10 protein-coding genes are annotated in these 13496 nt (G+C 69.5%); 8 read left to right on the top strand and 2 right to left on the bottom strand.

The genetic code is table 11. The features are described from left to right. Positions 1–283: 283 nt before the first annotated feature. Positions 284–2527, top strand: a complete 2244-nt coding sequence (locus NFR93_RS08690; protein ID WP_251452105.1) for an alpha/beta hydrolase-fold protein — start codon at positions 284–286, stop codon at positions 2525–2527. Positions 2528–2613: 86 nt separating this feature from the next. Here the strand turns inward: NFR93_RS08690 and arfA are convergent, their stop codons facing one another. Further along, positions 2614–4140: an arabinosylfuranosidase ArfA gene (gene arfA / locus NFR93_RS08685; RefSeq protein ID WP_251452103.1), complete on the bottom strand. Its 1527-nt coding sequence runs from the start codon at positions 4138–4140 to the stop codon at positions 2614–2616. Positions 4141–4196: 56 nt separating this feature from the next. Then, positions 4197–5297: a LacI family DNA-binding transcriptional regulator gene (locus NFR93_RS08680; RefSeq protein WP_251452100.1), complete on the bottom strand. Its 1101-nt coding sequence runs from the start codon at positions 5295–5297 to the stop codon at positions 4197–4199. 109 nt (positions 5298–5406) lie between these two features. On the opposite strand from NFR93_RS08680, the gene NFR93_RS08675 reads away from it, so the two are divergent. The 7 genes from NFR93_RS08675 to NFR93_RS08645 all read left to right on the top strand — a co-directional run bounded on the left by NFR93_RS08675 (position 5407) and on the right by NFR93_RS08645 (position 13474). After that, positions 5407–6102 carry a GntR family transcriptional regulator gene (locus NFR93_RS08675; protein ID WP_251452085.1) on the top strand — a complete coding sequence of 232 codons (696 nt, stop codon included), beginning with the start codon at positions 5407–5409 and terminating at the stop codon, positions 6100–6102. Positions 6103–6240: 138 nt separating this feature from the next. Then, positions 6241–7227, top strand: coding sequence for a sugar phosphate isomerase/epimerase family protein (locus NFR93_RS08670; RefSeq protein WP_251452082.1), 987 nt, complete (start codon positions 6241–6243; stop codon positions 7225–7227). After that, positions 7224–9032 (top strand): dihydroxyacetone kinase family protein, encoded by a 1809-nt coding sequence (locus NFR93_RS08665; RefSeq protein ID WP_251452079.1) that lies wholly within the window; start codon positions 7224–7226, stop codon positions 9030–9032. The genes NFR93_RS08670 and NFR93_RS08665 overlap by 4 nt, the downstream gene beginning before the upstream one ends. Next, a complete protein-coding gene (locus tag NFR93_RS08660; RefSeq protein WP_251452076.1) occupies positions 9029–9982 on the top strand; it encodes a 3-hydroxyacyl-CoA dehydrogenase family protein in 954 nt (317 codons plus the stop codon). The genes NFR93_RS08665 and NFR93_RS08660 overlap by 4 nt, the downstream gene beginning before the upstream one ends. A gap of 200 nt (positions 9983–10182) precedes the next feature. Continuing rightward, complete coding sequence (locus NFR93_RS08655; protein ID WP_251452073.1) at positions 10183–11535, top strand: ABC transporter substrate-binding protein; 1353 nt, start codon at positions 10183–10185, stop codon at positions 11533–11535. Between the two features lie 107 nt (positions 11536–11642). Then, complete coding sequence (locus tag NFR93_RS08650) at positions 11643–12593, top strand: carbohydrate ABC transporter permease (protein ID WP_251452070.1); 951 nt, start codon at positions 11643–11645, stop codon at positions 12591–12593. Further along, a complete protein-coding gene (locus NFR93_RS08645; RefSeq protein ID WP_251452068.1) occupies positions 12590–13474 on the top strand; it encodes a carbohydrate ABC transporter permease in 885 nt (294 codons plus the stop codon). Before NFR93_RS08650 ends, NFR93_RS08645 begins: the two co-directional genes overlap by 4 nt. Positions 13475–13496: the final 22 nt, after the last annotated feature.

The raw sequence follows: 13496 nt of genomic DNA, 5'->3' as shown, positions 1-13496 counted from the left end.
GCAACATGCGGGTCCGCAACCACGAGTAGCGGCGTCGCGGGAGTGGGGGCTCGAGTTCCCTCGTGGGGTCGGAGATGTGCAACGTTGTAAAAAAGTCTTGACCAGCTCGCGCATCGTGCGCAACGATGGGCGTCGAGGGGATTTACGACGTTGTAAATATGGTTCTCACGACCGAGATGTCGGGATCTCATCACCTGTCCGGCGGCGAGCGCGAGGTTCGGTGCCGGGTGCTGGAGTCGCGCATGACGATGTGCGCGATCGATCATGAGAGGAATCGATGGTGATGATCAACGATCACGCGCGGCCGAGCCGGAGGCGCTCCCGTCGCAGCTGGGTGGCTATGGCCACCGTGGCGGCGGTGGGCGCGACCTCGCTGCTTGCGACACAGTCGGCAGCGGCCGCCGAAGACCCCTGGGTCGGCGAGCTGCTCAACAATCCGATCGCCGATGTGTACCGGTTCACCGTGCCCAACGCGGCGGTCGAGCCGGCCACGGGTGTGGCGGGCTCTGTCGTCGCGGTGGAGGGCAACTTCGCGCCGGGCAAGACCTGGACGACCCTCAACATGGGCTCCAGCGGGGGGAACTGGTCGTCGACGATCGGCCCTCTCGAGCCGGGCCTCTACTACTACCAGTACTCCGCTCGCCCCTCATGGGGTGAGGACGCCGTTCCGTTCCGCAATCCCGCGAGCCCTCAGGAAGTGACCTCCAACCCGGCGATGAACACGCTGTTCGTCCCCGGCCCGGGCGCCGAGTGGCTCGCCGACGTACCGGAGGGCGGGGCTCTCGAGGAGATCTCCTACGCCAGCACGGTGTCGGACGAGGAGCGTTCGGCGCTCGTGTGGACGCCCCCCGGATACGACCAGGACCGTGCCGAGCCGTACCCGGTGCTCTATCTCCTGCAGGACGAGGGGCAGAGCTACCGCGAATGGGTGGAGCTCGGCCGTCTCTCGCAGATCCTCGACAATCTGACCGTCGACGGCGACGCCGAGCCGATGGTCGTGGTCATGGGTGACGGCGAGGTCGATGACGTCCGCGACGAGGTGGTCAAGAATCTGGTTCCGGCCGCCGAGGACGCGTTCCACATCTCCGACGACGCCGAGGATCGCGCCATCGCCGGTATCGGGCGCGGGGCCGACCAGGCCCTCAGCCTTCTGGTCGACGCCACGAAGGAGTTCTCGAACGTCGGCTCGTTCTCGGGCGACCTCGAGGGCGATCTCGGCAACGGCAGCGGGAAGATCAGCAAGGGCAAGGCGAAGCAGATCAACGACGCCACTGACCTCATCCGTCTGTACGTCGGCAATGTCACGGACCCGAGCTACAACGCGACGGTCGACCTCGCCGACAAGCTCGACGCCGCCGGTGTCGAGTTCCAGTCGGACGGCTCCGACCCCGAGACCGGCGGCACGTGGGACACGTGGCAGAAGAATCTGCACGACTTCGCGCAGCGCGTGTTCCAGGCCCCGGGCGACACGGGCCCGAGTGAGGGTCATCTCCCGCTCGAGCCGCACGCGCTTCCGGCGCCCGGCACGACCCCCACGCCGTGGATCGACGAGAACGGCGTCGTCACCTTCGAGACCGGCACCGAGTTCGCCGACGCCAACAACGTGACGGTGTGGGGCAACTTCGGCCCCGCCGGCAGCTGGCCGCGCACGCCGATGACCAAGCAGGACGACGGGCGCTGGCGTCTGACGATGCCTGTCGAGTCGGGCTCGTACTACTACAAGTTCGTCGTCGAGGGCGTCGATCACAAGGACCAGGCCAACCCCACGACGGTGCTCTCCGAGCGCAACTGGAGCACGTTCCAGGTGCCCGGCGACGAGACGCTGCGTGGCGAGTACACGACGCCGGTCGCTCCCGAGGCGCGGGGCGACGTCGAGGTCATGAACTACACGAGCAGTGCGAACGGCAACCCCGAGCGCTCCGCCTACGTGTGGACGCCCCCGGGCTACGACGCCGAGCGGGAAGAGCCCTACCCGGTGTTCTACCTCCAGCACGGCGGAGGGCAGACGTGGACGGACTGGATCGAGGTCGGCTTCGCCGCCCAGATCCTGGACAACCACTACGCCAAGGGCGAGATCGTCCCGATGGTGGTCGTGATGGCCAACGGCAACGGCGTGAACTTCCCCAACGAGATCACCCAGCGCATCACCGTGGCCGCCGAGGCGCAGTACAACGTCAGCGACGAGGGTGAGCAACGGGCCCTCGCGGGCCTGTCGATGGGTTCGGGTCACACGCTGACGACGCTCTGGGCGCACCCGGGCGAGTTCGCGTACATCGGCGGGATGTCGGCGTTCGGCAGCGTTCCCGCGGGTGCGGACGTCGACGCGATCAACGAGGGCACCGAGCTCATCCGGATCTACTCGGGCGACACGCAGGACTTCACCTACGGAGCGACGCTGAGCCTGATCGACAGCATGACGAACCGCGGGGTGGAGCATGAGTTCGCTCCGATCATCGCCGGTCCGCACAGCTGGGATGTGTGGCAGAAGTCGCTGATCGACTTCCTGCCGAGGCTGTTCCAGGGCTGACACGCCAGCCTGACGCCGCAGCCGGCGTGGGTGACCCGGGAGACCCCCGGTCACTCACGCCGGCTGTTCGTGGGTGCACCCCAGGGTCACGCGAGCCGGAGCGCCGCCCACGACACCGGAGGCAGCGTGAGGCGCAGGCCCGTGGGATCGACCGCCGCGTCGGCGAGGGGCCGCACGCCCACGCGCTCACGGTCGTCGAGGGAGTTGGCGGCGTAGATGTCGTCCTCGTGCAGCAGGTGCGATTCGACGAGCGAGACCTCGCGCCCCAGCTCGCGCACCAGGGGTGCGAGATCGACGGTGAGGGATGCCGCAGCCTCGGTCGAGCGGTTCACCAGGAACAGCGACACGCCCTCGTCATCGATCGTGGCGACCGCGTTGACGGCGGCGACCTCGCCGAAGCGCTCGCTGGTCACGGTGCCGGCATCCACCGGGACCCGGACGGCACGGTCGCCTGCCAGGCGCGAGGTGATCGAGAACGGGAAGAACGTCGTCTGCTTCCAGGCGGGTCCGCCCGGCTCGGTCATGATCGGCGCGATCACGTTGACGAGCTGAGCGAGGGATGCCGAGCGCACCCGGTCGGCGTGCTGCAGCAGGGTGATGAGCAGATCGCCGAAGACGACCGCGTCGAGCGCGTGGTAGCGATCCTCGAGCAGGCGCGGGGCGACCGGCCACGCGCCGCCCTTGAACTCGTGACCGGACTCGCTGCCGTCCTCGTTGTGCAGGTACCAGACGTTCCATTCGTCGAACGAGATCATGATGCGCTTGTCGCTCTTCTTCTCGGCGGCGACGCTGTCGGCGATCGCGACGACCGATTCGATGAAGCGGGCCATGTCGACGCCCGAGGCGAGGAACTCCTGCGCGTCGCCGCCCCTCTCCTGGTAGTAGGAGTGGCACGAGATGAAGTCGACGTCGTCGAAGGTGTGGCCGAGCACGGTGCGCTCCCATGAGCCGAACGTGGGCATGCTGCTGGCCGAGGAGCCGCACACCACCAGCTCGACGCCGGGGTCCAGCATCCGCATCGCCTTGGCCGTGCGCGAGGCGATCCGGCCGTAGTCGTCGGCGTTGCGGTGTCCGAGCTGCCATGGTCCGTCCATCTCGTTGCCGAGGCACCACATCGACACCCCGAACGGATCCGGGCGTCCGTTCGCCGTGCGCTGGCGGGTGAAGGCGGTGTCGGCCGACGCATTGGCGTACTCGAGCAGGTCCAGCGCCTCCTGCGTGCCGCGGGTGCCGAGATTGACCGCGAGCATGAGGTCGCTGCCGACGAGCTCGAGCCAGTCGGCGAACTCGTGCAGTCCGATCTCGTTCGTCTCGGTCGAGTGCCACGCCAGATCGAGGCGCCGGGGGCGCTCCTCCTTCGGACCCACGCCGTCCTCCCACCGATAGCCCGAGACGAAGTTGCCGCCGGGATAGCGGATCGTCGAGACCCCGAGCTCTTTCACGAGCGCCACCACGTCCTGCCGGAACCCGTGGCCGTCGGCCTCGGGGTGGCCGGGCTCGAAGATGCCGTCGTAGATGTGGCGACCGAGGTGCTCGACGAAGCCGCCGAAGATGCGGCGGTCGATGGCGGCGATCGCGTTGTGGGGGTCGAGTCGGGCGCGGGCGTCGGTCATGATGCTCCTAATCGGGGAGGGGGATCGGTGCCGGCGCGGAGTCGGCAAGCGCTTTCCTAGCTTGACCGCTCGTCGTGGCCGACGCAACAGCGGGGCGGCGGCGGCTCAGGACAGCGGGGGCAGGGAGGGTCGGCGGGGGAGGTCTCGCCGGTGGATTCCCTCGCGACGAGGCGGAAGTCGGGCACGACGCGGCGCGGCGGCTGACGGTCGCCCTTCTCGTTCATGCGATCCAGGAGCAGGTCGACGGCGGTGGCCGCGATCTCCTCGCGCCCGGGATCGATGCTCGACATCGAGGGCACCGAGAAGCGCGACTCGTCGATGTTGTCGAAGCCGATGACGGCGACGTCATCGGGGACCCCGATCCCGGCCTCTCCGAGAGCGCGCAGCGCGCCGAGGCCGAGGGTGTCGTTGAGGGCGAAGATCGCGTCGAACTCCACGCCCTCCTCGATGAGGCGACGGGTGGCCTGCGCGCCGGTCTCACGGTGCCAGTGGTCGGCGGCGCGCACCAGCTGCGGGTCGAACGCCACTCCTGCATCGTCGAGCGCCTGGCGATAGCCCCGCACCCGGAGGTTCGCCGAGCTGGGGTCGTCACTCGGGTGCTCCGCGGCGCCGATCACGGCGACGCGGCGGCGACCGAGTTCGAGAAGGTGGGCGACGGCGGCCCGCGCGGACGAGGTGTTGTGCATCGTCACGTGATCGGTCGGGCCGTCGAAGATGCGCTCTCCGAGCAGGACGAGCGGGAACCCGACGTCCAGTGCGCCCACGTCGCTCGGTCCGAGACTGACCGGGCTGAACAGCATCCCGTCCGTCAATCGCAGACGACCGCCGGTGAGGGATTGAAGCTCTTTCTCGCGGTCGCCGTTGGTCTGCTCGATGACCACGGTGAGTCCGCGGTGCTCGGCGGCGCGGATGACGGCGTCGGCGAGCTCGGCGAAGTAGTTCTCCCGGAGCGCCGGCACGGCGAGTCCGATGACGCCGGTGCGGCCCGACCGCAGGCCGCGCGCTGAGAGGTTCGGCCGGTAGCCGAGCTCCTCGATCGCCTGCAGCACCCGCTGGCGCGTGGAATCGCGCACGTGCGGATACTCGTTGACCACGTTCGACACCGTCTTGATCGACACACCTGCCGCCCGCGCGACGTCATGCATCGTGGGACTCATCGATGCCTCCATTCGAGGCGGGTCGGGCCCGCGCGATCTCTGTACTCTAGCCGGGCGGACCCGGCGGTGAGGGCGGCGGCGTCCCGGGCCGCGTCGCTATGCTGTCGGGGTGTCGACCAGTGGGGGGCGAGGCTCCCGCCCGGGGGCGATCACACCGCGCCTCGTGGTGGACGACGTCTACGACGCTCTCGTGAGCCTCATCGTGGACGGGCACGTGCCCCCGGAGGGCGCGCTGAGCATCGATGCCCTCTCGCGCGAGCTCGGCGTGTCGACCAGCCCGGTGCGAGAAGCGCTCACGCGTCTGGAGGGCACCGGACTCATCCGGCGTATGGCGCTGCGGGGATGGCGGGTCGCGCCGGCGCTGACGCGGGAGGAGCTCGCCGATCTGGTCGATGCGCGCCTCCTGATCGAGCCGGGCGCGGCGGCGCTCGCCGCGGGGCGCGCCGACGCGCTTCTCGTCCGGTCGCTGGACGAGAGCGTGTCCGAGTTGGGAACGGCTCCCAAGGGTGCTCGCTACGAGTCCTTCCGCGACTACTACGAGGCGGACCGGCGCTTCCATCGCACGATCGTCGCGGCGGGCGGGAATCCGTTCATCGAACAGGCGTACGAGGCGCTCGGCGGGCAGTATCAGAGGTTCCGGCTCTTCACCGGCACCGGGGTCACCGACGCGGCGCCCACCATGGCCGAGCACGGCGCGGTGCGCGACGCGATCGCCGCCGGCGACGCCGACCGGGCGGCCGAGGCCATGCGCGCACACCTGCGTGGCGTGCGCGAGCGCGCTCTCGCCGAGCTCGCCGACCGCTGAGTCCCGCTCGTCGCCCGCGTGTCCGGATGCCGCGACGTGTCGTCGGCCGGCATCGCGGCCCACCGGGTGGACGGCTGGCCGCTGCCGCGAACCGGGTGGGATCGTGTATCGTGCACGATACGTGATCAAGGGGGACTCATGCCGCTGACCGCTCACACGTGGCCCATCGCCGCAGCCCTGCTGCCCTTCGCGCCCGAGCGCCTCGGCGCATCGAGCCCGGACGAGGAACGTGGCCGTTGGGCCCGTACTTTCCGCGAGGTCGCCGAGGCCGGTTTCGAGCACGTCGATCTCACCGACACATGGCTCCCCTTCGGAGATCTCGACCGCCGGCAGACCTCCGAGATGGCGAGCACCCTGTCGGAGGCAGGACTGTCCGCGCCGTCGATGTCGGTCATCCGTCGCAGTGTCATCGACGAGGCAGACGGCGACGATCACCTCGCCTACAGCCACCGCTGCATCGACGTGGCCGCCGAGCTGGGGGTGGGAGTCGTCTCGGTGGGGCTCCACCGCCCCCTGACCGCGGCCCAGCGCGGGCGGCTGTGGTTCTGGACCGCGGAGGGGCATCGTGACCGATCCGACGACACCGACGCGTGGGACCTCGCCGTTCGGCGCTTCAGCGAACTCGGACGCCACGCCGAGGATGCGGGGCTCCTGCTCTCGCTCGAGATGTACGAGCACACGTTCCTCGGCTCCGGAGAATCTGCGGTGAGGCTGGTGGAGGAGATCGGCTCGGACGTGGTGGGCCTCAACCCCGATGTCGGCAACATCGTCCGCCTCCACGAACCGGTCGAGGACTGGCGGGAGCTGCTGCGCGCGACGCTGCCGTACGCCAACTACTGGCATGTGAAGAACTACACCCGCGACGAGGACCCCGATGCGGGCTTCGTGAGCACCGTTCCCACCTACCTCGAGAGCGGCGTGATCGATTACCGGACCGCGATGCGCATGGCGCTGGACAGCGGGTTCCGGGGCGTCATCTGCACCGAGCATTACGGTGGCGACGGGCTCAGCATGAGCGCGGCCAACCGAGAGTACCTGCGTGAGCGCATCCTCCCGCGTGACCCGGTGACCGGTGAAGGGCGAAGTCGCGTCCGCCAGCAGCTGGCCGCGGGGGCGGAGGCATGACCCGCATCCACAACGACCCCGACCGGTTCGTCGACGAGGCGCTCGAGGGGCTCGTCCTGGCCCACCCCGGTCGCCTGCGACGCGTAGACGGGGGCGTCGTGCGCGATCCGGCGGCGGCCCGAGGACACGCAGCGGTCGTCATCGGCGGCGGCTCCGGGCACTACCCCGCCTTCGCCGGCCTGGTCGGGCCGGGTGTCGCGACCGCCGCCGTGTGCGGCAACATCTTCACCTCGCCCTCCAGCGCGGCGGCGATGCGGGTGGCGCGCGCCGCCGAGACCGGTGGCGGCGTCCTCTTCTCGTACGGCAACTACGCCGGCGACGTGCTCCACTTCGGCGAGGCCGAGCGGCGACTGCGGGCGGAGGGCATGGACGTGCGCACCGTCCTCGTCACCGACGACGTCGCGAGCGCCCCCGCCGACCAGGCGCAGAAGCGCCGGGGGATCGCCGGCGACCTCTGCGTGTTCCGCATCGCGGGCGCGGCGGCCGAACGCGGCGACGACCTCGACGAGGTCGAGCGCCTGGCCCGCAAGGCGAACGACCGCACGCGGTCGCTCGGCGTCGGGTTCGCCGGCTGCACCCTGCCCGGTGCGGACAGCGAGCTGTTCACGGTGCCCGACGGCATGATGTCGGTCGGGCTGGGGATCCACGGTGAGCCGGGAATCCGGGACGTGCCCCTGCAGTCCGCGAGCCGGCTGGCCCGCACACTGGTCGAGCCGCTGCTCGCGGAGCGACCCGCGGGTGCGGGCGAGCGGGTGTGCGCGATCGTGAACGGGCTCGGCGCGGTGAAGTACGAGGAGCTCTTCGTGCTGTTCCGGGACATCGCCGGCGAGCTGTCGGCGGCGGGGCTCGAGATCGTCGCGCCGGTGTGCGGCGAACTCGTCACGAGCCTCGACATGGCAGGGGTCTCGCTCACCCTCCTCTGGCTCGATGACGAGCTCGAGCAGCTGTGGACGGCGCCCGCCGATGCCCCTGCCTTCGTCCGTCGCGGACCGCTGCGCGAATCCGCCGGCGCGGCTCCCGAACCCCGGGATGAGGAAACGGCCGCCGTCGCGGATGCCGCGAGCGCGGTGCCGGCGTCCGAACGGTCGCAGCGCCATGCACGCGAGGCCGCGCGGCTGATCCGTGTCGCCCACGACGCCGTCGCGGAGCGCTCGGGCGAACTGGGCGACCTCGACGCCGTCGCCGGGGACGGCGACCACGGCACGGGGATGGTCCGGGGCCTGCACGCGGCGCTCGAGGCCTCCGCCGACACCGCCGCCGGAGCCGCCGCGCTGCTCGTGCGCGCCGGCGACGCCTGGTCCGACGAGGCGGGCGGCACCTCCGGCGCGCTGTGGGGGGCGGCGCTGGTGGCGCTGGGCGAAGGGCTCGGCGACGCCGATGAGGCATCGCCGCCGCATCTCGCGCACATCGTCGATCTGGCCGTGGGGCGACTCGCCGCGCTGGGTGGCGCCGAGCCGGGCGACAAGACGATGCTCGATGCCATGCTCCCCTTCGCCGAGACCCTGCGGCAGGCGGTCGACCGCGCCACCGCGCTCGACCGCGCGCTCGACGAGGCGGCCGCCGCGGCCGAGCACGCCGCATCGGCGACGGCGGCGCTGCGTCCGCGGCGCGGCCGCTCCCGACCGCTCGCCGAGCGGAGCGTCGGCCACCCCGATCCCGGTGCGGTCTCGTTCGCGATCATCGCACGCGCCGTGGCGGACGCCGCCGCGACAGGACCCGCAGGCGCGGCAACCGAGGGCACGTCGTCCGCGTCCGCTCCGAAGATCGCACTCACCGTCACGCACGAGGAAGAGGAAAGAACATGATCGCCACCGTCGCCGTCGTCGGATCGGGGTACATGGGAGGCGGGATCGCGCAGGTCCTCGCGCTGTCGGGCAGGGCGGTGCGTCTCGCGGATGTCTCCGCCGAGCACGCCGCGCGCAGCCGCGATCGCATCATCGCCGAAGCGCACGACTTCGCCGGGCGCGGGCTGTTCCCCGCCGACGCGGGCGACATCGTCGCCGCCGCCGTCACCGCCGCCGACACGATCGAGGATGCCGTCTCGGGCGCGGACTTCGTCGAAGAGGCCGTGCCCGAGATCCTCACGATCAAGCACGACATCCTGCGACGCATCAGCGCGGCGGCGCCGCCGGCCGCGATCATCGGCTCGAACACGTCGACGATCGCGATCTCGCGTCTGGCCGAGGCGGTCGCCGAGCCCTCCCGCTTCATCGGCGTGCACTTCAGCAACCCGGCTCCCTTCATCCCCGGGGTCGAGGTGATCCCGCACGCCGCCACCGCGCCCGACGTGGCCGGCGACGTCATCGCTCTGCTCGCGGAGTGCGGCAAGACCGGTGTCGAGATCGCAGACGTGACCGGCTTCGTGCTCAACCGCCTGCAGTACGCCCTGTTCACCGAGGCCTCGCGCCTGGTCGAAGAGGGCGTCGCGGATGCGCAGTCGATCGATCTCATCGCCCGCACCACCTTCGGATTCCGGCTGCCCTTCTTCGGGCCGTTCGCCATCGCCGACATGGCGGGCCTGGACGTCTACGACTTCTGCTACACCTCGCTGTCCGAGGCCTATCCCGACCGGTTCGCCGCGCCCGCCGCCCTCACCGAGCGCGTCTCGCGCGGGGAGCTCGGGGTCAAGAGCGGACGCGGGTTCACCGCGACGCCGCCCGAGCGCGCGGCAGCGCTCGTGGCGTACCGCGACGCCGCGTATCGCGCCATGGCCGACCTGGTGCGCGACGTGGGCCCCGCGCCCATCGACTACTGACCTCGTTCTTGCGCGGGCGAGTTCCCGCAACAGTCCGGGAAATTTTCGAGCCTTCCTCTTGACAGCGTCCGAGAGTGCGCGATTTAGTTGTACAACGTTGAAGTACAACGTTGTACACAGCAGCCTCACCGGCATCCCGAGATCACCGGTGAGCTGGATGCACCGACAAAGATGTCCGACATTCCGAAAGGGAAGATCCCGTGAAGACGAAACCAGTCCTCGCCGCATCCGCCGTGCTCGTTCTCGCAGCCGCGCTCGCCTCGTGCTCCGCAGGCGGCGGTGGCGGCAACGGCGGCAATGACGCCACGAACTGCACGAACACCATCCCCAAGTCCGACCTGCCCGTCGTGACCATGTGGGCGTGGTACCCGAACATGGAGCTCGTCGTCGACAACTTCAACGAGCAGAACGACGAGGTCCAGGTGTGCTGGACCAACGTCGGCCAGGGCGGCGACGAGTACGACAAGTTCCAGACGGCGATCACCGCCGGCACGGGCGCTCCCGACGTGATCATGGTCGAGGCCGACCGCATCCCGACGTTCCAGATCCAGGAGGCCTTGGTCGACATCAGCGACATGGGCTACGAAGACGTCAAGGACGACTACAGCGAGGGTGCCTGGAAGGACGTCTCGGTCGGCGACGGCGTCTACGGCGCTCCGGTCGACGGCGGCCCCATGGGCATGATCTACCGCGCCGACGTCTTCGAGGAGTACGACATCACGCCGCCGACGACGTGGGCGGAGTACGAAGAGGCCGCCCAGAAGGTGAAGGACGCCGGCGGGCCGCTCTTCGGCGACCTCGGCGCGAACGTGCCGGCGGTCATGATGGCGCTGCAGTACCAGAACGGCGCGCAGCCGTTCACGTACGACCCCGCCTCGCCCGAGACCATCGGCATCGATCTCGCGGACGACGCCTCGAAGGAGGTCCTCGACTACTGGGCCGGGCTCGTCGAGAAGGGGCTGGTCGGCACGCAGGACCAGTTCACCCCGGAGTACATCTCCGGTGTGATCGGCGGGGACTACGCCACCTACATCTCGGCGGCGTGGGCACCCGGATACCTCACCGGCGCCGGCGTCGGCGAGGGTGAGGATGCCGGGGTGTGGGCTGTCGCGCCGCTGCCGCAGTGGGACGCCGACAACCCGGTGTCGGTCAACTGGGGAGGCTCCGCCTTCTCGGTCACCAGCCAGGCCTCGGACCCCGAGCTGGCCGCCAAGGTCGCGTTCGGCGTCTACGCCGACGACGAGTCGCTGCTGGACGGCTGGCAGAACCAGGTCATCTTCCCGCTGAACCTGAAGGCGCTGAACTCGCCGGAGTTCGTGGACTACGAAGTGCCGTTCTTCAACGGGCAGCAGGCCAACAAGGAGGTCTACGTCCCGGCCGCCAACGCCTACACCGGTATGACGTACACCCCGTTCGGGCAGTACTACTACGACGCGTTCACCGAGCAGCTCGCGGCGATCAACGAGGGCTCGGTGTCGGGTTCCGAGGCGGCCGACCGCCTGCAGGAGGACGTCGTGGCCTACGCCGAGGAGCAGGGCTTCACCGTCGAGTGACCCTCTCGTGGGCCGGCCCCCGGCGGGCCGGCCCACGAGCCTCGATCGGCTCAGGAGCCTCGTTCGGCCCGTGAGCCTCGTTCGGCACCGAAACGAAAGATCCCCCCATGACCGTTGACCTCGCCGAGGGCGCGCCCTCGGATATCGACCGCCCGACCCGCACCTCCCGGCGCACTCGACGCCCCTCGCGGCAGAGCGCCGTGGGATGGGCGTTCGTCTCGCCCTTCGCGCTGGTGTTCCTGGCGTTCCTCGTCGCGCCGCTGCTGTACGCGCTGTACCTCAGCCTCTTCCAGAACCAGCTGATCGGAGGTACGCGCTTCGTCCTCTTCGACAACTACGTCAAAGCGTTCACCGATCAGAACTTCCTCGACGGCGTGTGGTTCGTCGTCCGCTTCTCGATCGTCCTCATCCCGCTGCAGATGGCCGTCTCGCTGGCGGTCGCCCTCATCCTCGACGTCGTCACCACCCGTTTCGCGCGCTTCTCGAGGCTGATGATCTTCCTGCCCTACGCGATCCCGGCCGTCATCGGCGCACTGATGTGGGGATTCCTGTACAGCAAGAGCTTCGGTCCGCTCGCCGAGCTGTTCGGGATGTTCGGCGCCGTGGGCCCCGACTTCCTCAGCCGCGATCTCATCTTCTTCGGCCTGCTCAACATCGTCACGTGGCAGTGGGCCGGGTACTACATGATCATCCTCTACGCGGCACTTCAGGGGATCGACCCGACCCTCTACGAGGCGGCGCGCATCGACGGCGCGAGCCAGTGGCAGATGGTGCTGCGCATCAAGATCCCGCTGATCGCGCCGGCGCTCGTGCTGATCCTGGTCTTCGCCCTCATCGGCACGCTGCAGTTCTTCAATGAGCCGCAGATCCTCCGGTATCTGGCGGCGGGCGCCATCAGCGCCGACTTCACGCCCAACATGTACGCGTTCCAGCAGGCGTTCGCGCTGGCCAACTACAACTACGGCTCGGCCATCTCGTTCGCCCTCGGCGCGGTCGTGTTCGTGTGCGTGTACCTGTTCATGTTCCTCACCCGAAAGCGCGGGGGCTTCCTCTCATGACCACCACCACCGCGATCCGCCCGGCCACGCGCAGGCGCAACCGCCACCTTCCCCTGCAGGTGCTCCTCGGCTTCCTGCTCGTCTACTTCCTGATCCCGTTCTGGTGGGTCATCGTCAACGGCTCCAAGAACGCCGCCGGGCTGTTCGGCGGGGGGAGCGCCCTCTGGTTCGCCGAAGAGATCGACTACTGGGGCAATCTGGCCCAGCTCTTCAGCTTCCAGGACGGCATCTACGCCCGCTGGCTGCTCAACTCCGCCCTCTACGCCGTCACCGGCGGCATCGGGGCGACGGTCCTGGCGGTGGCCGCAGGCTACGGCTTCGCCAAATACCGCTTCGGCGGACGCCGGCTGGCCTTCTCGGTGCTGCTGGGATCGGTCATGGTCCCGACCACGGCGCTGGTCATCCCGACCTTCATCATGTTCTCGCAGCTGGGCATCACCAACACGATCTGGGCCGTCATCCTGCCGTCGCTGCTCAACCCCTTCGGCGTGTACCTCATGCACGTCTATGCGCGCGAGGCGGTGCCCGACGAGCTGCTGGACGCCGGCCGCGTCGACGGTGCGGGCGAGCTGCGGATCTTCCTGCAGGTGGCTCTGCCCATGCTCCGCCCGGCCATCGTCACGGTCCTGCTGCTGTCGACGGTGGCGTCGTGGAACAACTACTTCCTGCCGCTGGCGATGCTGTCGGACAACCGGCTGTACCCGGTCACCGTCGGCATCGGGCTGTGGCAGGGGATCGCCTCGGCCAACAACGCCGGCGGCACGTCGCTGTGGAGCATCATCATCCTCGGCTCGCTGGTCTCGGTGATCCCGCTGGTGATCGCGTTCCTCACCCTCCAGAAGTACTGGCAGGGCGGTCTGTCCATCGGCAGCCTCAAGTGACGGCCGCTTCCGACGATGCGAC

This window comes from Microbacterium sp. Marseille-Q6648 (assembly GCF_943181415.1).
Taxonomy (GTDB): domain Bacteria; phylum Actinomycetota; class Actinomycetes; order Actinomycetales; family Microbacteriaceae; genus Microbacterium.
The sequence above is the reverse complement of the archived record's forward strand: the minus strand, read 5'-3'. Positions and strand labels throughout refer to the sequence as shown.

Excerpts from the sequence above, each read along its gene's own strand:
- NFR93_RS08690 (WP_251452105.1), top strand. The coding sequence starts at position 284 with ATGATCAACGATCACGCGCGGCCGAGCCGGAGGCGCTCCCGTCGCAGC.
- arfA (WP_251452103.1), bottom strand. The coding sequence starts at position 4,140 with ATGACCGACGCCCGCGCCCGACTCGACCCCCACAACGCGATCGCCGCC.
- NFR93_RS08680 (WP_251452100.1), bottom strand. The coding sequence starts at position 5,297 with ATGAGTCCCACGATGCATGACGTCGCGCGGGCGGCAGGTGTGTCGATC.
- NFR93_RS08670 (WP_251452082.1), top strand. The coding sequence starts at position 6,241 with ATGCCGCTGACCGCTCACACGTGGCCCATCGCCGCAGCCCTGCTGCCC.
- NFR93_RS08665 (WP_251452079.1), top strand. The coding sequence starts at position 7,224 with ATGACCCGCATCCACAACGACCCCGACCGGTTCGTCGACGAGGCGCTC.
- NFR93_RS08660 (WP_251452076.1), top strand. The coding sequence starts at position 9,029 with ATGATCGCCACCGTCGCCGTCGTCGGATCGGGGTACATGGGAGGCGGG.
- NFR93_RS08650 (WP_251452070.1), top strand. The coding sequence starts at position 11,643 with ATGACCGTTGACCTCGCCGAGGGCGCGCCCTCGGATATCGACCGCCCG.
- NFR93_RS08645 (WP_251452068.1), top strand. The coding sequence starts at position 12,590 with ATGACCACCACCACCGCGATCCGCCCGGCCACGCGCAGGCGCAACCGC.